The following is a 19179-nucleotide window of genomic DNA, read 5'->3' on the forward strand; positions in this document are numbered from 1 at the left end:
CGATGGCGTCGAACGACACCGCGTCCACGCTCGACAGCAGCCCCGGGCACGACCTGCCGAAGCTCGAACTCCGGGGCATCACCAAGCGTTTCGGTTCCCTGGTCGCCAACGACCACATCGATCTGACCGTCGAGGCGGGGGAGATCCACTGCCTGCTCGGTGAGAACGGTGCCGGGAAGTCGACGCTGATGAACGTCCTCAGCGGCCTGTACCGGGCGGAGGAGGGCGAGATCCTCATCGACGGGGAGCGGCGCACCTTCGCCGGCCCCGGCGAGGCGATGAGCGCCGGGATCGGCATGGTGCACCAGCACTTCATGTTGATCCCGGTGTTCACCGTCGCCGAGAACATCATCCTGGGCAACGAGAAGACGACGTTCGGCGGTCGCCTCGACCTCGACGCGGCTCGTGCGCTGGTACGGGAGGTGTCGGCCCGCTTCGGATTCGACGTGGATCCGGACGCGACAGTGGGCGATCTCCCGGTCGGCGTGCAGCAGCGCGTCGAGATCATCAAGGCGCTCTCCCGCGAGGCCGACATCCTGGTCTTCGACGAGCCGACGGCGGTCCTCACCCCGCAGGAGACCGACGAGCTGATGACGATCATGCGTCAGCTCGCCGAGGCGGGAACGGCCATCGTCTTCATCACGCACAAGCTGCGTGAGGTGCGCGTGGTCGCCGATCGCATCACCGTCGTCCGCCTCGGAAAGGTCGTCGGCCAGGCCGAGCCGACCGCCACCGACGGCGAACTGGCGTCCCTCATGGTCGGTCGCGACGTGCAGTTGCGCGTCGCCAAGGACCCGGCGCAGCTGGGGGATGCCGCGCTGGTCGTGTCGAACCTGACGGTTCCGGGTGCTGCCGGCCCGGTGGTGAACGACGTGTCCTTCGAGGTGCGCGCCGGCGAGATCCTGGCGATCGCGGGCGTGCAGGGCAACGGTCAGACGGAGCTCGCCGAAGCACTGCTGGGTCTGCATCCGGCGATGACCGGTCAGATCACGCTCGACGGTGCCTCACTGGTCGGTCGCGACGTGAAGTCCGTGCTCGACGCCGGTGTGGGTTTCGTTCCCGAGGACCGCACCGAGGACGGACTCGTCGGCGAGTTCACCATCGCCGAGAATCTCATGCTCGACCGCTCGCACGGCGGGCCGTTCTCCGCTCGTGGCAGCATCGTGCGGTCCTTCCTCCGGTCGTTCGCGTCGGAGAAGGTGTCGGAGTTCGACATCCGCACGCCGAGCATCGACACGGCCGTCGGACGACTGTCGGGCGGTAATCAGCAGAAGGTCGTGCTCGCACGGGAACTCGGGCGCGACCTGCGCCTGCTCATCGCGTCGCAACCCACGCGCGGAATCGACGTGGGATCCATCGAATTCGTGCACAAGCGCATCGTCGCGACGCGGGACGCGGGCACCCCCGTCATCGTGATCTCGTCCGAACTGGACGAGGTGTCGGCGCTGGCCGACCGCATCGCGGTGATGTACCGAGGCACCATCGTCGGCATCGTGTCCGGCGACGCCTCACGAGAAGAGTTGGGACTGCTCATGGCCGGAGGCCACTCCACCGACGCGAACACCGAGGGAGCCGCGTGACCGCGACGGGCACCGCTACGCCGCCGTCCACGTCCGAGTCGGTGCTGCGCAAGATCGCCAGTGGCAGTGTGCTGCTGTCCCTGCTGTCGGTCCTGATGGCGTTCGTCGTCGGCGCGATTCTCATCGCCGTCACCGATCCGCAGGTGCGTGAGACGGCGGGCTACTTCTTCTCACGCCCCACGGACATGCTCTCCGCGATCTGGGACTCGGTCTGGGGCGCCTACTCGGCGCTCTTCCAGGGCAGTGTCTACAACTTCCGACGGCCTCGGTTCGCGGACGGTATCCGTCCGCTCACCGAGACCCTCACCTTCGCCACCCCGCTGATCGCCGCGGGTCTCGGTGTCGCGCTGGCGTTCCGGGTCGGCATGTTCAACATCGGCGGCCGCGGCCAGATGCTGATCGCCGCCGCGTGTGCCGGCTACGTCGGGTTCACCTTCGACCTGCCGCCCTACGTGCACCTCATCGTCGCGATCCTGGCCGGTGTCGTCGGCGGCGCGCTGTGGGGCGGCATCGCCGGACTGCTGCGGGCGCGGACCGGCGCGCACGAGGTGATCGTGACGATCATGCTCAACTACGTCGCGTTCTACCTGATCTCGTACCTGCTGCGCACTCCCGGCGCGCTGCAGGCACCCGGCTCCAACAACCCCAAGACGCCCGCAATGATGGACGATGCGATCCTGCCGTCGCTGTTCGGATCGAAGTACTCGCTGCACTGGGGCTTCGTCCTCGTCATCGCCGTGACCGCAGCTGTGTGGTGGTTGCTCGAGAGGTCGAGCGTCGGCTTCCGGTTCCGTGTCGTGGGGGAGAACGCCTCCGCGGCCCGCGTGGCCGGCATCAAGGTCGAGCGCGTGTACATCTACGCGATGGTCCTGTCGGGTGCTCTGGTCGGGCTCGCCGGTGTCGCACAGGTGCTCGGTACCGTCACCACGGGTTTCTCCGCTGACATCGACGCCGGCATCGGATTCGACGCCATCACGGTGGCACTGCTGGGGCGCTCGCGTCCGTGGGGTGTGTTCGCCGCCGGCATCCTGTTCGGAGCCTTCAAGGCGGGCGGCTTCGCGATGCAGGCCGCGGAGTCGATCCCCATCGACATCGTGCTCGTCGTCCAGTCGGTCATCGTCCTGTTCATCGCCGCGCCGCCCCTGGTGCGAGCGGTGTTCCGACTACCCGAACCTCGAGCGAAAGGGGTGAGCTGATGAGCACACTCGCCACGGCTCCTCCTGACGCCGGGTCCCGTCCCGCCGCCTCCTGGAAGCTTCCCGTCGTCCTGGGTGTCGTCACCGTCGTCGCGCTGCTGGCCTTCGGGCTGCGGGGCGACAGCGGCACCAGCACGTTCTCCCTGGCCAGTGACAGCGACTTCGTCAGGTTGCCGGACGTGGGGCTGCCCGCGCGCGCCACGTGCATCGCGCTCGTGATCCTGCTCGCCGCCCTCACGCTGGTCAGTGCGGTTCGCACCCGGGCGGGGCAGCGCACACCGGTGGCGGTCACCGCGGTGTTCGCCGTCGCGTTCGTCCTGCTGTTCCTCACGTGGTCCGCGGTGGGCGAGACCATTCCCGTGCCGGGGCTGCTCCTCGGAACCGTCGCCCTCAGCACGCCGCTGATCTTCGGTGCGCTCGGCGGCGTCGTCTCCGAGCGCGTCGGCATCATCAACATCGCCATCGAGGGCCAGCTCCTCGGCGGCGCGTTCGTCAGCGCGGTGGTCGCGACGCTCACCGGGTCGCCGTACGTCGGTCTCGCCGCGGCACTCGTCGCAGGAGCCTTGGTGGGCAGCGTCCTCGCGGTGTTCTCCATCCGGTACTTCGTCAACCAGGTCATCGTCGGCGTGGTGCTCAACGTGCTCGTCGTCGGGCTCACCAGCTTCCTGTACTCCAAGGTGCTGGTCCCCAGTGCCGCGACACTGAACACGCCGCCGCGCTTCCCCCGCATCGAGATTCCGCTGCTCTCCCAGATCCCGATCATCGGTCCGGTGCTGTTCCGGCAGACGGTCATCGAGTACGTCATGTACATCGCTGTGGCGGCCGTGTTCGTCGGCCTCTTCCGCACGCGGTGGGGCCTGCGGTTGCGCGCGGTCGGTGAGCATCCGCGCGCCGCGGACTCCGTGGGTATCGACGTCGCACGCACCCGCTTCTGGAACGTCTGCCTCGCGGGCGCCATCGCCGGCATGGGCGGCGCGTACTTCACCCTGGGGTCGGTCGGTGCGTTCGGCAAGGAGATGACCGCCGGTGCCGGCTACATCGCCCTCGCCGCCGTGATCTTCGGACGCTGGGATCCCGTCCGTGCGACGTTGGCGGCCCTGCTATTCGGATTCGCGTCCAACCTGCAGAACGTGCTCGGCATCATCGGCTCGCCGGTACCCAGCGAGTTCATGTTGATGCTGCCCTACGTGGTCACCATCCTGGCAGTCGCCGGGCTCGTCGGAAAGGTGCGTGGTCCCGCCGCGGCGGGCAGACCGTATCCCTGATCGGCGTCCGATGTTTGTCGGGCGCCGACAGCAGGGAACCCCCCTCCGTGGACGGTCGTACGGCCGCCCGTGCTCGAAGAAGGGACACCCTGAACTCATGTCACGCATCGCAGTCGTCGGCGGCCACGGCAAGATCGCCCTGAAGCTCGCGAAGATTCTGACCGAGAGTGGGCACCAGGTCACCTCGCTGATCCGCAATCCCGATCAGACCGCCGACATCGAGAAGACCGGCGCCACCGCCGTCGTCGCGGACGTCGAGGCGCAGACCACCCAGGAGATCGCCGGAACCGTGACCGGCCACGACGCCGTCGTCTTCGCTGCCGGCGCCGGGGGTGGCGATGCCGACCGCACGTACGCCGTGGACCGGGACGCCGCCATCCGCTGCATCGACGCGGCGTCCGCGTCGGGCGTGCCGCGGTTCGTGCTGGTGTCGTACTTCGGTGCGGGCCCGGATCACGGTGTCTCCCCGGACGACTCCTTCTACGCGTACGCCGAGGCGAAGGCCGAGGCCGATCAGCACCTGAAGAACAGCGACCTGTCCTGGACCATCGTCGCGCCGTCCGGCCTCACCGACGACGCCGGCACCGGCTCCATCACCACCAAGGAGCAGGGAGCGACGGGTGCCTCGGTCAGTCGCGACGACGTGGCCGCCGTGATCGCCACCGTGCTCGACACCCCGTCCACCGCCGGCCGCATGATCGAGTTCGACCAGGGCGAGACGCCCATCGCCGACGCGCTGAGCTGACTCCCGGTCGGAACGGTCACCGGGTGAGAGGCTGACCCGGTGACCGTTCGACTCTTCGCCACCGATCTCGACGGGACGCTGCTGCGCTCCGACCGGACCATCTCAGCGCGCACCGCCGACGCCATGGCGGCAGCGCGAGACGCGGGGATCGACGTGGTGTGGGCCACCGCCCGTGCTCGGCACTCCGTGCACGAGTTCGCCGAGCAGAGCGGTTTCCGCGGAATTGCGGTGTGCGCCAACGGCGCCGTCCTCATCGATCTCGCCGACGGGACACCCGTGATCACCGAGACGGTGGGGATGGACGTCGCCATCGGTCAGGCCGCGGTCTACCGGGTGCGCGCCCTCGTACCGGGAACCGTGGTCGCCGCGGTCGGACCCACCTCGTTCGTCGCGGAGACGGGCTACGCCGCGTTGTGCGTGTTCTCCGACCATCACCGCGACCCGTCCACCATGGACACTGTCGTGGGTGGTGATTTCCCGTCCGACAGCGACCGGCCTCCGGCCTTCCCGTGGTTGCGGGAGGACATGGTGAAGATCGTCGCCCGCCACGCCACCGTGCCGAGCGTGGATCTCTACCGCGCGTTGCTCGCCGGCGGTGTCGACGATGTCTCGGTCACCCATTCCGGTGCGCCCTACGTGGAGATCGCCGCGCGCGGAGTGTCCAAGGCGACCGCTCTGGCGGCGCTGTGCGAGCGCCGCGGCATCGCCCGGCGGGAGGTCGCGGCCGCCGGAGACGCACGCAACGATCTGGAGATGCTCGCGTGGGCCGGCACCGCGATCTGTCCGTCCAATGCCATCCCCGAGGTGCAGGCTCTCGTCGATCGGGTGGTCGCGAGCAACGACGACGACGGCATCGCGGAGTACCTCGAGGAGTTGGCGCACCCCCGCGTCGGTCAGGGTTAGGCTACCCTCAGCTGCATGAGCGACGCAGCGACCAGCGAGCAGACCAAGGGCTGGCAGGGCACGGTCCTCAAACTGATGGGCGGCTCGGACGTACTGCTCACCGTTCTCGCGGCGAAGGACGTCACCCCGCACTACCGTCGGCTGACGGTCTCCGCGGGTGGACTGTTCACGCGTAAGCCCGTGCATCCCACGATGTGGTTGCGCCTGTGGTTTCCCACCGACGACGGCAGTGCCTCGCTGCACCACCGTGCCTACACGGTCGTGAACCCGGACCCCGAGAACGACCGCTTCGACCTCGAGTTCGCGCTGCACGACGGTCCGGCCGCGCACTGGGCACGACGCGCCGCCCCCGGCGACAACCTCGAGGCGACCTTCCAGGGCTCGAAGTACGCGGTACCGGACCCGCTTCCCGCCGGGTACCTCATCGCGGGAGACAGCGCGGCACTTCCCGCGGTGAACTCGTTGCTGGCCGCACTGCCCGACTATCTTCCCGTCACTCTGTGGCTCGAGACCGTGCACGACGGCGACGACGCGCTCCCGCTCGCAGCGACGAGCGCCACGCAGGTCCATCGAGTACGACGGCGTGACGACGGTGCCTCGATGGTGGAGGCCGTCTCGGCCGCAGCGTTCGACGCGTCCCGCCACGCCGCATGGGTCGCGTGCGACACGGTCACGACGCGCTCGATCGCGTCGATCCTGAAGTCCGACTACCGCGTTCCGCGCAGGTCGGTCAAAGCTCAGGGGTACTGGATTCCCTGAGCGTCACGCACGACGGGGGCCGTCAGGGACGACCGTGATACGTCTTGGCCGCGGTGGTGGACAGCAGGGCCACGATGACGAACCCCATCAGGCCGTTGACGATCGCGGAGCCGAACGCAGCGGTGATCGCTCCTGCGGCGAGGAACGGCAGCACGATGATCGCGACGACCACCAGTCCGGCGATCCAGCTGAAGAACGTGTTCGGTGACGGCACCGCCTGAAACAGCAGGAGCATGAACGCTCCGGCGAGGATCGCGGCGAGGGCGCCGTACACACCGGCGATCCAGGGATCCTCCAGTCCGTACATCCAGAACACGCTGGTTCCGGTGCGGTTGTAGACGGCCTGGACGATAGCCGTGGCCACCCATCCTGCGATGAACGTGGTGATGGCTGTGGCGACGACTCCGCCGATGAACGGGCCGACGTCGAACTTCAGTCCGGACGATGCGGGCTTCTGCGGCGCGTAGCGCTGACCACCGGGCTCGGCGTAGGGCTCCTGCCGACCGTAGGCCCGAGTGCGGTCGTCGTAGCCGTAGTTGCCGACGTCGCGGTTGTCGGAGTCGCGCGGGTAGCGATCGCTCATCTGCCCAGTCCTCTCGATCGGCCGCGCACGCGTCAGCGCCGCAGCGTTCAATGGGCCCAACCCTAGCTGCGTGTACCCGTCACCGGTGGTACCGCACCGGCCCGTCGGATCTCGTCGTCGAGCGCCGTCGCGATGGTCTGGGCCGTCGCGGGCAGCACGGTCACCACCTCGGTCGCGTGCACCAGGTAGCGCCCGTCACCGAGCGCGTCGATCCACCGTCTGCCGGCGATCGCCTCGAGCGGGCCGTCGCCGCCGTGTCCCACGACGATCTCACCGAGCCCCTCCCGTGGCCCGTCGAGGATGTGGATCACGCGATCGCGGTCGGTGTCGCCACGCGAATCGTGCAGGTGGGACGACGGAACGCGGACCACGTCGTCGCGGGACACGGACGACGGCGTCACCCGTCCCGCGCGGCGGTGGGGCAGCGCCGCCGTGAGGGTGTGGGTCATGCGCTCCGGTGGTACGGCGTGGACGTGGACCGTGCCGCCGGTGTCGGAGGTCGGTCCCGGGTCCTGGACCACCACGACGGCGAGCGGGAAGGCCGGAGGCCGGTCGGAATGGAGCGGGAAGGCCGGAGGCCGGTCGGAATGGAGCGGGAAGGCCGGAGGCCGGTCGGAATGGAGCGGGAAGGCCGGAGGCCGGTCGGAATGGAGCGGGAAGGCCGGAGGCCGGTCGGAATGGAGCGGGAAGGCCGGAGGCCGGTCGGAATGGAGCGGGAAGGCCGGAGGCCGGTCGGAATGGAGCGGGAAGGCCGGAGGCCGGTCGGAATGGAGCGGGAAGGCCGGAGGCCGGTCGGAATGGAGCGGGAAGGCCGGAGGCCGGTCGGAATGGAGCGGGAAGGCCGGAGGCCGGTCGGAATGGAGCGGGAAGGCCGGAGGCCGGTCGGAATGGAGCGGGATTGCGGAGTACGAGGTTGCGGCTCGGATGCGGACGCGTCGATCGCCCGACTCCACCCCGCAGGCGGTGACCTGGAGTCCGGGTCCGCCGAGTAGGGACGCGGCGGCCAGCAGCGATCGGTCACCGAGGCGGCGGCGGGCGGCCTCGCGTTCCGCACGCAGATCCGCGGCTGTGCGAACGCGCGTGGTCCAGGAGAAGGGAAACGGCACTCGATCGCGGCCGATCCGGTCGAGGAGTACGGCGAACTCGAGTGACGTGAGGTGCCACGAGGCGACCCCCGTGGGAGCCGCTCGAACGATCACCCGATCACCGGGGGAGCGACGAGTGGGAGCTCCCCGACCAGGCGGTCGCCGTTGTCCGCCGTGACGAGGTACCCCGCCGTGGTGTGGTCGCCGTCCTGGTCTCCACCGGCGCGGCTCCCCGGCATCATTGCGCCCGGTCCGTAGGCCGCCGCGCGGGTGCCCGCGCCGGAACCGCCCGCGCCGGCTGAGGTCGCGCTCTGCAGGACGGGGCCGGTGGTACCGCCCGAGGGGCCGCGCCCGGACGAGGATCCCGGACCGAGTGTCCGCGCGCCCGACCCACCGGATCCCGCCGATGACCGCTGCCCTGCCGTCCCGTACCCGGCGGGGGTCGAGCCGCGCCCGAAGCCCGCGGGTGAAGTCAGGGCAGGCCGGGATCCCGACGGGCCGACCGGTGCCGTGCTCACGGGTGCGACACCCGACGGCGGAGCTGCGCCGTTCGGGGTGCTGCTCGTGCCTGCTCCCGCGGAGTTCTGGGCGGCGGCCGCAGGCTGTGGCCCTGCGACGGGCGTCGAGTCGCCGACCGACGCCGCCGTGGTCGGTGCGGGAGTCGCCGCGAGCGACGAGAGTGCCGTCGAACCGAGCGATGCGGCGTCGACACCTCCGCGCATGCCACCGGCCGCCGAGGACGAGGAACCCGACGCGGACCCGCTCGCCGGATCTCCCGGCGGCGTGAGCACCGGCACGCCGTGATCGGCTCGGACGGCGGTGGGGACGTAGGTGCCGTTCATGACCGCCACGGCCTCGGCGCGCCGCTCCTCCTCCTCGGCCATCATCGCGGTGATCGACCCGGCGGCGCCGACGGGTCCGAGGAACGCGGCCGTCATCGCGGTGCGCGCCCAGTCCGACGGTGTGAACGACTGTGGGGCGGGCATGGTGGCGCGGGTGAGTGCGAACCCGTCGCGGGACTGCTCGAGCTTGCCCGCGACGATGTCCATGAGGTCGAGGGTGCGCAGCGACTCGGTGCGGTACGTCGTGATCGCGGCGAGCGCGGAGTCGGCCGCGGCGCCCTGCCAGTCGGTCCCGAGCACGGCGCCGAGGTCGTTCCACAGGGTCCACACCAGTGCGGTCGCCCGGGTGTGGGCCTCGCGCCACATCGCGGCACCGGAATCGAGGAGCTCCGGCGTGAGTTCGGTGGTGTACGCGAACATCTCGGGGTGCGACATCCCGTCGAACGCCTCCGGGACCACGACGCTCGCGCCGCTCGCCGTGTCGCCCACCCTGGACCTGTCGACGGCCTCGCGGGCGACCCGGACGGCGCCGTCGGCGTGGAACTCCGCCGTCAGTCGTGCCGCGGACTCCGCCGCGTCGCTGTCGTGTCCCGTCGCGAAGTCGACCATCTCCGACGCCGCGTCCGAGATCGTCTCGCCCGCGGCACCGATCACCCCCGTGATGTCGAACCCCATGTTCGTGTCCTCCCCGACCGCGGTGCCACGATCCCCGTGACATTCGACGCGCGGACCGGCCGCACGGTTCCGCGTACGGTTGACGCGTCTCTCCCACGCGCGGCGATGCTCCTCGAGAGATCGCCGACGCTCCCGACACCGAAGGAACGTGCACCATGTCGGACCACTCAGTGCCGGGCGAGGTTCGCGAGAGCACTCCGTCCGGCAGGCCGCCCGTGGGCCGGCTCGCCGTCGTGACAGTCGTTCTCGCGATCCTGTTCGGGGCGCCGCTGTGGACTCTCGCGTTCACCGGCGCTGACTGGCCGATCGCCGCGAGGATCATCGCGACGGTGGTCGCGGTCGGTGCTGCCGCCGCGCTCGTGATCGGCATGGCGAAGGGGCACGGTCGGGCACACTCCGACCGATGGGCCCGCATCGGGGACACCCTGCTCGGACTGGTGTGGATCGCGTTCGTGTGGTCGCTCATCGGGCTCGTCGTACGGCTCGGGCTCGGCATCGCCGGGGTCGACGATCCGCTGCGATCACGCATCGTCGCCGGCGCCGTGCTGGCCGTCATCGTCGCGTTGGCGGTCTGGGGACGACGCGAGGCGATGCGGCTGCCGCGCACGAAGCACGTGACGGTGACGCTCGATCGACTCGGCGCCGGACTCGACGGGCTCCGCGTCGTCCTGGTGACGGACACACACTACGGGCCGATCGAACGGTCCGTCTGGTCCTCCGACGTCGTGGCGGAGATCAATCGCCAGGACGCCGACATCGTCTGCCACGTGGGTGATCTCGCCGACGGGTCGGTGGAGCGCCGACGTGAGCAGGTGGCGCCGCTGGAACGGGTGCACGCGAAGTCGGCGCGCGTCTACGTGACGGGTAATCACGAGTACTTCGGCGAGGCCCAGGAGTGGCTCGACCACATGACGTCGCTGGGCTGGGACTCGTTGCACAACAGGCACATCACCGTCATGCGCGGTGGCGACAGGCTGGTCGTCGCCGGGGTGGACGACAGGACCGCGCGCGGGTCGGGCGAGGTGGGTCACGGCGCGGATCTGACCGCCGCGCTGACGGACGCGGAACCATCGCTGCCGATCTTCCTGCTGGCGCATCAGCCGAAGCAGATCGACGCGGCCGTGGCGGCGGGAGTGGATCTGCAGGTCTCCGGGCACACGCACGGTGGACAGATCTGGCCGTTCGGGCTGCTCGTCCGACTCGATCAACCGGTCGTCCACGGTCTCAGCCGACACGGCGCCCGCACGCAGCTCTACACGAGCCGGGGCACGGGGTTCTGGGGTCCACCGTTCCGTGTCTTCGCACCGAGCGAGATCACCGTGCTGACGTTGCGGTCGAGCTCTCTGGTGTGACAGTCGCGGCGGCGCCGACGCCGGCCACCGCGTCCGCCCAGTGCCCGGAGCGGACCAGGGCAAGGGTGAGGAGGAGCCGGTCGTCCGGCGCGGTGATGGATCGGCCGGTCAGTTCCTCGACCTGATGAAGCCGATAGATCACCGTGTTCCGGTGGCAGTACAGCAGTTTGGCGGCGTTGGTGGGTGAACCGTCGGTGGCGAGGACGTGCGCCAGAGTTCGGAGCAGTACCTCCCGCTGCGCGGGCGGGTGTCCGTTCAGTGACCCGAGTGCGTGGGACACGACCAGATCCGAGATCTCGTCGTCGGCAGACATGACGATGTGGGGCAGTCGGTCCGTGGCCACCGCGGCGGGAGTGTCGCCGGCGCCGATGGTGGCCGCCGTGCGCGCGGCAGCTCGGTACGCGGCGGCGAAGGTCACGAGTCCGTCCGTCGACGCGGCGATGCCCACCGGGCCGACCGCGCGTGCGGCGAGAGCCTCGGCCACCGGGCCGAGGTCCGCCTTGGCCGGGCACACGACGCCGAACTGGACTCCGTCGCGAATGTGCCAGTGCGACAGTGATGTCACGCCGTCGACGGCGTCCTCCGGTGAGGTCAGGGGTGGGTCACCTCGCTCGGACAGCGGGCCCACCACGCACGCGATCCGATGCTGTGCGGTGAGCCCCAGTGTGTTCCGCGCATCGACGACGAACGCGGGATCGGCTCCGCGCCCGTCGCGCAAGCCGTCGAGAACGGCGAGGATCTTCGTGACGTCGCGCTGCTGCATCCGTGCGGTCTCACGCCGGTACGAGTCGACGAGAATCGTGTTCTGCGCATCGAGTGCGTGCCACAACCGTTGGCCGGCGACGAGAAGCAGTCGCGGCTCGAGCAGCCCGGGATTCGCGCCGCGAGCGTTGACGAGTTCCTCCCACAACGTTCGACTACCGAGGGTGTACGCCTTGAGCACGAGTTCCATGGGGATGCCCTGGCGCGCGCGTTCGCGACCCGTGCGCCGCCACACCTCGGTGTTGTCCTCGCTACCGTGCTGCGTGCCGCTGAGCTTGCGCAGCCCCAGACGGATGTGTTCCCGCGTGCTGCGACGGACCACGGCCGTGATGTCGGAGCCGGCCTGGAGATAGTCGGGGTCCTGCTCGAACAGAGCCAACGTGATGGAGTCGGCGATGGCGTCCGCCTCCGGGATCAGCGTCGCCCACGCGCGTTGGATCGCGGCACGTTCCTCCGCCGACAGCCGTCCGCGGACAGGGTGCAGCCCCGATCCACGGCCGATCGACGGCGACGCCATGCGCGCATTTTTGCGCACAGCGCCCGACGGTTCGAGCGGTTTGACCGAAATTGGTGCCCACGGCATGACCCTTTTCGTGCGCGGAGACCATATCGCCGACTGTGCGGAGTGACCATAGTGAGTGCCACCGAGATGTGAGGTGGGCCACTGTGTCAACGATCGAGACCATGACCGAGTCCGTGTTCGAGCTGTCGTCCGTCACCGTGTCGTTCGGCGGCATCGTCGCCCTGTCGGACGTCGGACTCGATGTCCGACGAGGCGAGGTCGTCGGAGTCATCGGACCCAACGGGGCGGGCAAGACGACACTGTTCAACGTCGCGTGCGGCCTCGTCGCGCCGCAGTCGGGCACCGTGACCCGGAACGGCCGGGTGGTACGCCGGCTGAAGCCGACCGCCCTGGCGGCACTCGGTATGAGCCGCACACTGCAGGGCCTCGGGCTATTCGACCGGATGACCGTGGTGGAGAACGTCATGGTCGGTGCGGACCATCTCGCCCGGACCTCGATCGTCGCCGGGCTGCTCGGACTCGCTCGGAGCGGGGCCGACACCGCCGCGATCCGCGACCGGGCTCTGGCCACGTTGTCCGAACTCCGCATCGACGAGTACGCCGACCGGTACCCGCCCAGCCTGCCGTACGCGGTGCGCAAACGCGTCGCGCTCGCGCGGGCGCTGGTGGGGGAGCCGACGTTGCTGCTTCTCGACGAGCCGGCGTCGGGTCTGTCGAACGCGGAGATGGACGAGCTGGGTGAGCTGGTCCGCGGACTCACCTCGAGGATGTCGATCCTCCTGGTCGAGCACCACATGGATCTGGTCATGAGTGTCTGTGATCGGTTGGTGGTCCTGGACTTCGGGAAGGTCATCGCGCGCGGGACACCCGACACGGTGCGCGAGGATCCCGCTGTGCTCGCCGCCTACCTGGGGGACGAGGTGGACCGTGATGCGTGACGTCGTGCGGGACGAGGCGACCCGCGACGCCCTGACCGTGTCCGATCTGACGGTGCGGTACGGCGCCGTCACCGCGCTCGACTCCGTGTCGCTGCGGGTGCCCCGCGGCGCGGTCACCGCGGTGCTCGGGGCCAACGGTGCCGGCAAGACGACCCTGCTCCGGACGATCTCGGCGCTGCACCCGCCGGTGGCCGGCCACATCCGGATGGGCGAGGTCGACCTCGTCGGAGCGAGTCCGGAGTCGATGTCACGACGTGGACTGTCGCACGTGCCCGAGGGCCGCGGGGTCATCGTCGAACTCACCGTGGAGGAGAACCTGCGGCTGGGGGCGTTGGGCCGCAACAGGTCCGCGGCCGCGGTGGGGATCGACCGCGTGCTGTCCATGTTCCCGGCTCTCGCGGAGCGTCGGGCGTCGACCGCGCACACGCTGTCGGGCGGTGAGCGACAGATGCTGGTGATCGGGCGCGCCCTCATGGCGACCCCCACGATCCTGCTGCTCGACGAACCGTCGCTCGGGCTCGCTCCCCGCGTGGTGGCGCAGATCTTCCAGACGCTGCGTGACTCGGTCGACTCGGACGGCCTCACCGTCGTGCTGGTCGAGCAGAACGCCCGCAGCGCGCTGTCCATCGCCGAACACGCCGTCGTGCTGTCCCTGGGGACGGTCGCGCGGGAGGGTCCGGCGGCCGACCTCGTCGGCGACGAGGAACTCCGCCACGCCTACCTCGGCTTCTGACCACCCTCACGAAAGGACGACAGAGTGCAACAACTGCTCACCATCGTCATCAACGGAGTGACCAACGGGATGGTCTATGCCGCATTCGCTCTGGCACTCGTGCTGATCTGGCGCTCGACGCGCATCGTGAACTTCGCGCAGGCGCCGATGGCGATGATCACCACGTACGTGGCGCTCGTCGTGGTCGATGCCGGCTACTCCTACTGGGTCGGCTTCGCCGCCGCGCTCGTCTCCGGCCTCGTGCTCGGCGCGCTGATCGAGCGACTGATCATCCGGTACGTCGACAGCGCGTCGCACATCAATCCGGTGATCCTCACTCTCGGTCTCTTCATCGTGATCCACGCGGTGGCGGCACTGGTGTTCGGCAACCAGTTCCGGTCCTTTCCCGCTCCGTTCGGTCTCGACGGTCGGCGCATCGGGTCCGTGGACGTGGCGCTGACGGGCAACGACATCTACAAGGTCGTCGCGGTGCTGGTGGTGCTCGCCGCGCTGGTCGCGCTGTTCCGGTTCACCGATCTCGGACTCACGATGCGCGCCAGTGCTTTCAGCCAGGAGGTGTCGCGCCTGCTGGGAGTGCGCGTGGGCCGCATGCTCACGCTGGGATGGGCGTTGGCCGCGGTGGTCGGGTCGGTCGCGGGTCTGCTCATCGCCGGCGGGTCGCTGGTGCACCCCGGCTACATGGACTCCGTCGTGGTGTTCGGATTCGTGGCCGCCGTGCTCGGCGGTCTCGACAGCCCGGTGGGCGCCGTGGTGGGCGGACTGCTGATGGGCGTCGGGCTCAGTGCGGTCAGTGGCTACATCGGGCAGGACCTCGTGTCCTTCGCGGCGCTGGTCATCCTCATCGCGGTGTTGTTGTTGCGTCCCACCGGATTGTTCGCTGCCGCGGCAGCGAGGAGGGTCTGACATGACCGTGACGACGACCGACAGGCCCACCCCCTCACCCGCACGCTCGCGCGTCGCCCGCGTGGTGTCGACTCCGGTGCGGCGGCACCTGCTCGGCGCTCTGTTGGCCCTCGTCGTGGTGATTCTCGTGCTGGAGAGCGTCAGCACGTTCCGGCAGAGCCAGCTGACGTCGGTGGCGTATCTCGCGATCGCCGCGGCCGGACTGACCGTGCTCACCGGACTCAACGGTCAGCTCTCCCTCGGGCACGGCGCATTCATGGCGGTCGGCGCGTACACCGCGGCACTGATGTTGCGGGCGAACGAGTCCGGCTGGTCGGTGCCCCTGGTCCTGATCGCGGCCACCGTCGTGGCCGGTCTGGTGGGGGTCGTCGTCGGGGTCGCCGCGGCGCGATTGCACGGGCCCTACCTGGCCGGCGCGACATTGGCGCTCGCCGTCGCCGTCCCTGGTCTCGCGCTGTACTTCTCGGAGTATCTCGGGGGCGAGCAGGGTCTCATCGTGCCCAGTCCCGACGTGCCGTCCGCGCTCGACGACATCGCCTTCTTCGTCACCGGAAACGAGCTGACGTCCACGAAGTTCGTGGCCTACGTCGGGTGGTTCCTGCTCGTGCTGGTGTTCTTCCTGCTGGCCAACGTGTCGTCGAGTCGCGTCGGACGGCGTTGGCGCGCCGTGCGTGACGACGAGGTGTCGGCCGAGATCGCGGGGATCGACCTCGGGCGGGCACGGGTGCTGGCCTTCGTGGTCAGTGCCGCGTGTGCCGGTGCCGCCGGGGCCATCATGGCGATGGCCTCCCGCATCGCCGCGCCGAGCGGGTTCACGCTGGTGTTGTCCCTGACCCTGCTCTCCGCTGTGGTCATCGGCGGACTCGGTTCGCTGACAGGCGCTCTCATCGGTGCCGCGCTCCTCACCTACATCCCGCCGGTGGTGACCAACCTGGGCCTCGACGCCGGGTTGAGCAGCCTGCAGGCCGCGGAACTCGCGCCTCTGGTCACCGGCATCTTCACCGTGGTCGTGATCCTCTTCGCGCCACTCGGACTGGTCGGCACGGTCCGCGGTCGTCTCGTACAGCGTCGTCTGAAGAGAGAAGGAGTTCGATGAACAGGATCCGAACATGGGCGCAGCGGGGCACCGCTCTCGCTGCGGCCGTCGTACTGGTGGCCTCGTGCGGCGCGGGTGGCCGTGAAGAGTCGGAGGAGTCCACAGAGGGCTCGACCGTCGGGATCACCGACACCTCGGTGAAGATCGGTGCGCACTATCCCCTGACGGGAGTCGCCGCTCCCGGGTACAGCGAGATCCCCACGGGCGCCAAGGCCTACTTCGACTACGTCAACGCCGCCGGCGGGGTGAACGGTCGGCAGATCGAGTACCTCGTGCGTGACGACGCGTACGACCCGACCACCACCACACAGGTGGTCAACGAGCTGGTCCTGCAGGACGAGGTGTTCGCGATGGTCGGCGGTCTGGGCACCGCGACCCACAGCGCGGTCATCGACTTCCTCAACGAGGAGGGCGTCCCCGATCTGTTCGTGTCCTCGGGCGCGATCATGTGGGGCAACGATCCGGCCAAGTACCCCAACACCTTCGGGTGGCAGCCCGACTACCAGGTCGAGGGCAAGATCATCGGCGACTGGGTGCAGAAGAACCGGCCGGACGCCAAGGTGGGCCTGTTCCTGCAGGACGACGACCTCGGCCGCGACAGCGAGGCCGCGGTGCGCCAGTACCTCGAGGATCAGATCGTCGGCGTCGCCCGCTACACGTCCGGCAACACCGACGTCGCCCCGCAGATCGCGTCCCTCCAGGCGGCGGGTGCCGATCTGATCCTGGGCTTCAACGTCCCGTCGTACACAGCACTGAGCCAGTTAGTCTCCCGCCGACTGAACTACACGCCCGAATGGTTCTACAGCTCCATCGGTTCCGACGTGGACCTCGTGGGGTCGCTGCTCGGACGCTTCTCGCAAGGCGCGGTGACCGACGGCGCCTCGTCGCTCGAGAACATGATCTCCCTCGAGTACATCCCCGGCATCGACTCGCCGGACAACCCGTGGACGCAGTTGTGGCAGAAGGTGTGGGCCGCCAACGGAACCGGTGAGGAGCTGACCAACTACCGCATCTACGGCATGAGCCACGCCTACGCCTTCGTGCAGGCGCTGCAGGCCGCGGGCGAGAACCCGACCAGGGAGTCGATCGTGTCGGCGCTGCAGTCGCAGGGCAAGGACCTGCCCGGCCCTCAGCTCGCCCCGTTCCGCTACTCCGAGGACAGTCACCTCGGCATCTCCGGTGCCAGCGTCTACAAGATCACGAACGGAAAGCCGGAGAACCTGACCCCGGTCCTGGTCACGGACATCGGCGACTCGGCCGTCGAGGAGTACACCGGTGAGGAGGCGACCCCACCGGAGAGCGGCATTCCCGACACCCAGCCGGCGGGATGACTTGGTCGGCGGGATGACCCGGGGGCGGGGGCGTCGACACGCCCCCGCCCCCGTCACGTGTCGGCCCCGCTCGTCGGCAGTGGCCTACCCGCCGTGCGCGGTTCCATGCAGGACGGCGGTCGCGAGAACGGCAGGGTGAGCCCGTCCGGCCCACGTGCCGACAAGGGCGTCGCGATCGGCCGGGCCGTCCAGCGGGACGCGATGCAGGGTGAGCACGGCGGTGCCGACGTCGACGACGGTGTCGGTGCCGCGGGTGTCGACCGACGGCGCGTGGACGTCGGGAACGTCGGCGCCGGCCTGTCCGGTTCCGTGGACGAGTGCGGTGACATCGCGATCGGGCCCGGGCTCGGCGTACTCGAACGCCGCCTGAGTTCCGCCCGTGAGAACGGTCCGCAGCAGCGTCGCCAGATACACCGGATCGTGCGCCGCGTCGTGAACGTGGCGGGTCCCGAGCACGCTGTGTTCCATGGTGGTGATCAGCGCCGTCTCGGCGCCGGGAAGCGGTGCCGATCGGTAGGTGAGAGGCACGTGCAGGATCGTCCCGTCGGCGGCGCGGAGCAGGTGCGACTCCAGTCCCACCTCGCCGTCGGGATCGTCGAAGCGGTAGGCGTCGACGACCTCGAGCGTGCCGACGTCGATGCCTGCCGCCCACGGCTGCAGCGGAACCCACTGCCGCAGCAGGTCGATCTTGGTGGGAACGATGGTCGCGCGATGAATCAGGGCCACGCCGCGCACGCTACGCCGCGGTGTCAGTCCTCGGCGGAGGTCTCGGCGGCAACGGTGCCGAAGATGTCCGCTCGTCCCACGCCGTCGAGTACCGCGTGCCGGAGCTCGGGTGGCACCAGCAACACCTCTCCGCCGACGAGCAGTCCCTGGTCGATGAACGCTCGGAGCTTCGCGGTCACCAACTCCGCCGTCCGCTTGTCCTCGCCCTCGAGGTCGTCGTAGTTCTCGTCCAGGTTGCCCTCGGGCGGGTCCGGCGTCATGGCGGCGAGCACCGCCTGGGCGACGAAGCTGTCGGCCACCGAGGCGGAGACGTCGATCTCGTCGTCGGCGGACAACTGCGCCGTGACGTGCGCCGCGACGACGGTGCGCAGAGCGTCCGCCTCGCGCGCCCGGACGTTCGCCGCGAGTGGTCCGGGAGCGGCGCCGGCGTCCGAGATCTCCACGACGCCGGACGACACGGCGGTGGTCCAGGCGTGGGCGAGTTCGGGCACGTCGGCGGGCATCTGGAACGTCGACGCGGGCACGGTGAGCCCCAGCGCGGCGGCCACCTCCTTCGCGTCGATCGGCCGACCGGTGCTCGACCAGGCGAGCAGGGCGTCGACGTCGCGGACGATCGCGAGCTCGGCCAGTGCCGCCGACTCCGCGTCCGCGGTCACCTCGGGCAGGGTGATGTCCTCGGGCGTCAGCGTGTCGGGGACGCCGTCGACGAAATCGGTGAGGTCCTCCATGCAGTGCTCGTAGTCGGCGTCGCTGCCGCTCCAGATGTCCTCGTCGTCGAGGAACGTCAGATAGGACAGGGCGCTGAACACGAGGTGGAGCGCGGCGTCCTCGCTCGCCTCGGTGTTCTGCGAGAGGACGGATTCGGCGGCGTCGAGAACGAGGTGGGCGTCGTCCGGGGTCCAGGCCGTGGGGGTGAATCCCTCGTGGACCCGGGTGAGTTCACCCAGGAGCGACTCGACGACGCGACGCGTCGGCTCGACGTCTCCCGCGCCCTCCTGAGCGGCCATCCACGTCACGAAGCGAGCGAGCACCCGTTCTGTCGTGGACGCCGTCGGCCCCGAGGTCTGTCGGCGTCTCCGCGCCGCGGTCTTGGCGGCGCGCTTCTGCCCGCGGTTGCCCGGTCGGTTGGATCCCATGCGCCGACCTTAATGCGGTCACCGGTCCGGTCGTCCCGTCAGGTCG

At 69.6% G+C, this 19179-nt stretch carries 18 protein-coding genes; 12 read left to right on the forward strand and 6 right to left on the reverse strand.

The genetic code is table 11. The features are described from left to right. Positions 1-2: 2 nt before the first annotated feature. The 6 genes from QE397_RS02735 to QE397_RS02760 all read left to right on the forward strand — a co-directional run bounded on the left by QE397_RS02735 (position 3) and on the right by QE397_RS02760 (position 6448). Entirely contained in the window at positions 3-1580 is a 1578-nt protein-coding gene (locus QE397_RS02735) for an ABC transporter ATP-binding protein (RefSeq protein WP_307091521.1), read from the forward strand. Further along, positions 1577-2776: an ABC transporter permease gene (locus QE397_RS02740; protein WP_307091523.1), complete on the forward strand. Its 1200-nt coding sequence runs from the start codon at positions 1577-1579 to the stop codon at positions 2774-2776. Before QE397_RS02735 ends, QE397_RS02740 begins: the two co-directional genes overlap by 4 nt. After that, positions 2776-4041, forward strand: a complete 1266-nt coding sequence (locus tag QE397_RS02745; RefSeq protein WP_027504732.1) for an ABC transporter permease — start codon at positions 2776-2778, stop codon at positions 4039-4041. The genes QE397_RS02740 and QE397_RS02745 overlap by 1 nt, the downstream gene beginning before the upstream one ends. A 97-nt stretch (positions 4042-4138) precedes the next feature. Next, entirely contained in the window at positions 4139-4786 is a 648-nt protein-coding gene (locus QE397_RS02750; RefSeq protein ID WP_027504733.1) for an SDR family oxidoreductase, read from the forward strand. A 39-nt stretch (positions 4787-4825) separates the two neighbouring features. Continuing rightward, on the forward strand, positions 4826-5689 hold the full coding sequence (locus QE397_RS02755) for an HAD hydrolase family protein (RefSeq protein WP_307091525.1): 864 nt from the start codon (positions 4826-4828) through the stop codon (positions 5687-5689). A gap of 15 nt (positions 5690-5704) precedes the next feature. Beyond that, on the forward strand, positions 5705-6448 hold the full coding sequence (locus QE397_RS02760; RefSeq protein ID WP_307091527.1) for a siderophore-interacting protein: 744 nt from the start codon (positions 5705-5707) through the stop codon (positions 6446-6448). 22 nt (positions 6449-6470) lie between these two features. On the opposite strand, the gene QE397_RS02765 is transcribed toward QE397_RS02760, so the two are convergent. The 3 genes from QE397_RS02765 to QE397_RS02775 all read right to left on the reverse strand — a co-directional run bounded on the left by QE397_RS02765 (position 6471) and on the right by QE397_RS02775 (position 9633). Then, a complete protein-coding gene (locus QE397_RS02765; RefSeq protein WP_051613116.1) occupies positions 6471-7031 on the reverse strand; it encodes a hypothetical protein in 561 nt (186 codons plus the stop codon). Between the two features lie 62 nt (positions 7032-7093). Then, complete coding sequence (locus tag QE397_RS02770) at positions 7094-8230, reverse strand: ESX secretion-associated protein EspG (RefSeq protein ID WP_307091530.1); 1137 nt, start codon at positions 8228-8230, stop codon at positions 7094-7096. Beyond that, positions 8227-9633 carry a hypothetical protein gene (locus QE397_RS02775; RefSeq protein WP_307091532.1) on the reverse strand — a complete coding sequence of 469 codons (1407 nt, stop codon included), beginning with the start codon at positions 9631-9633 and terminating at the stop codon, positions 8227-8229. Before QE397_RS02775 ends, QE397_RS02770 begins: the two co-directional genes overlap by 4 nt. Positions 9634-9788: 155 nt before the next feature. Here QE397_RS02775 and QE397_RS02780 point away from each other — a divergent pair, with 155 nt between their 5' ends. Further along, entirely contained in the window at positions 9789-10985 is a 1197-nt protein-coding gene (locus QE397_RS02780; protein WP_056442021.1) for a metallophosphoesterase, read from the forward strand. On the opposite strand, the gene QE397_RS02785 is transcribed toward QE397_RS02780, so the two are convergent. Then, positions 10948-12264: a helix-turn-helix domain-containing protein gene (locus QE397_RS02785; protein ID WP_307091534.1), complete on the reverse strand. Its 1317-nt coding sequence runs from the start codon at positions 12262-12264 to the stop codon at positions 10948-10950. The two genes, QE397_RS02780 and QE397_RS02785, sit on opposite strands and share 38 nt — an antisense overlap. Before the next feature lie 167 nt (positions 12265-12431). Between QE397_RS02785 and QE397_RS02790 the strand changes: the two genes are divergently transcribed. Genes QE397_RS02790 through QE397_RS02810 form a run of 5 tightly spaced genes read left to right on the forward strand, consistent with a single transcriptional unit; the run spans position 12432 to position 17271 of the window. Beyond that, positions 12432-13208 carry an ABC transporter ATP-binding protein gene (locus QE397_RS02790; protein ID WP_261775734.1) on the forward strand — a complete coding sequence of 259 codons (777 nt, stop codon included), beginning with the start codon at positions 12432-12434 and terminating at the stop codon, positions 13206-13208. Further along, a complete protein-coding gene (locus QE397_RS02795; protein ID WP_037184775.1) occupies positions 13201-13941 on the forward strand; it encodes an ABC transporter ATP-binding protein in 741 nt (246 codons plus the stop codon). Before QE397_RS02790 ends, QE397_RS02795 begins: the two co-directional genes overlap by 8 nt. A gap of 24 nt (positions 13942-13965) precedes the next feature. After that, the gene (locus QE397_RS02800) at positions 13966-14844 is read left to right on the forward strand and encodes a branched-chain amino acid ABC transporter permease (RefSeq protein WP_307091537.1); all 879 of its coding nucleotides are present in this window, start codon (positions 13966-13968) and stop codon (positions 14842-14844) included. A 1-nt stretch (position 14845) separates the two neighbouring features. Then, positions 14846-15940 carry a branched-chain amino acid ABC transporter permease gene (locus QE397_RS02805; protein ID WP_307091538.1) on the forward strand — a complete coding sequence of 365 codons (1095 nt, stop codon included), beginning with the start codon at positions 14846-14848 and terminating at the stop codon, positions 15938-15940. Beyond that, complete coding sequence (locus tag QE397_RS02810) at positions 15937-17271, forward strand: ABC transporter substrate-binding protein (protein ID WP_307091540.1); 1335 nt, start codon at positions 15937-15939, stop codon at positions 17269-17271. The genes QE397_RS02805 and QE397_RS02810 overlap by 4 nt, the downstream gene beginning before the upstream one ends. 84 nt (positions 17272-17355) lie before the next feature. Here QE397_RS02810 and QE397_RS02815 read toward each other — a convergent pair whose 3' ends face one another. Continuing rightward, entirely contained in the window at positions 17356-17997 is a 642-nt protein-coding gene (locus QE397_RS02815) for a hypothetical protein (protein WP_307091543.1), read from the reverse strand. 23 nt (positions 17998-18020) lie between these two features. Then, positions 18021-19133 (reverse strand): hypothetical protein, encoded by a 1113-nt coding sequence (locus QE397_RS02820; RefSeq protein ID WP_307091545.1) that lies wholly within the window; start codon positions 19131-19133, stop codon positions 18021-18023. Between the last annotated feature and the right edge of the window lie 46 nt (positions 19134-19179).

Origin of the sequence: Rhodococcus sp. SORGH_AS_0301 (genome assembly GCF_030818285.1) — a bacterium.
Taxonomy (GTDB): Bacteria; Actinomycetota; Actinomycetes; order Mycobacteriales; family Mycobacteriaceae; genus Rhodococcoides.

Excerpts from the sequence above, each read along its gene's own strand:
- QE397_RS02735 (WP_307091521.1), top strand. The coding sequence starts at position 3 with ATGGCGTCGAACGACACCGCGTCCACGCTCGACAGCAGCCCCGGGCAC.
- QE397_RS02745 (WP_027504732.1), top strand. The coding sequence starts at position 2,776 with ATGAGCACACTCGCCACGGCTCCTCCTGACGCCGGGTCCCGTCCCGCC.
- QE397_RS02750 (WP_027504733.1), top strand. The coding sequence starts at position 4,139 with ATGTCACGCATCGCAGTCGTCGGCGGCCACGGCAAGATCGCCCTGAAG.
- QE397_RS02760 (WP_307091527.1), top strand. The coding sequence starts at position 5,705 with ATGAGCGACGCAGCGACCAGCGAGCAGACCAAGGGCTGGCAGGGCACG.
- QE397_RS02765 (WP_051613116.1), bottom strand. The coding sequence starts at position 7,031 with ATGAGCGATCGCTACCCGCGCGACTCCGACAACCGCGACGTCGGCAAC.
- QE397_RS02775 (WP_307091532.1), bottom strand. The coding sequence starts at position 9,633 with ATGGGGTTCGACATCACGGGGGTGATCGGTGCCGCGGGCGAGACGATC.
- QE397_RS02780 (WP_056442021.1), top strand. The coding sequence starts at position 9,789 with ATGTCGGACCACTCAGTGCCGGGCGAGGTTCGCGAGAGCACTCCGTCC.
- QE397_RS02785 (WP_307091534.1), bottom strand. The coding sequence starts at position 12,264 with ATGGCGTCGCCGTCGATCGGCCGTGGATCGGGGCTGCACCCTGTCCGC.
- QE397_RS02790 (WP_261775734.1), top strand. The coding sequence starts at position 12,432 with ATGACCGAGTCCGTGTTCGAGCTGTCGTCCGTCACCGTGTCGTTCGGC.
- QE397_RS02795 (WP_037184775.1), top strand. The coding sequence starts at position 13,201 with ATGCGTGACGTCGTGCGGGACGAGGCGACCCGCGACGCCCTGACCGTG.
- QE397_RS02805 (WP_307091538.1), top strand. The coding sequence starts at position 14,846 with ATGACCGTGACGACGACCGACAGGCCCACCCCCTCACCCGCACGCTCG.
- QE397_RS02810 (WP_307091540.1), top strand. The coding sequence starts at position 15,937 with ATGAACAGGATCCGAACATGGGCGCAGCGGGGCACCGCTCTCGCTGCG.
- QE397_RS02820 (WP_307091545.1), bottom strand. The coding sequence starts at position 19,133 with ATGGGATCCAACCGACCGGGCAACCGCGGGCAGAAGCGCGCCGCCAAG.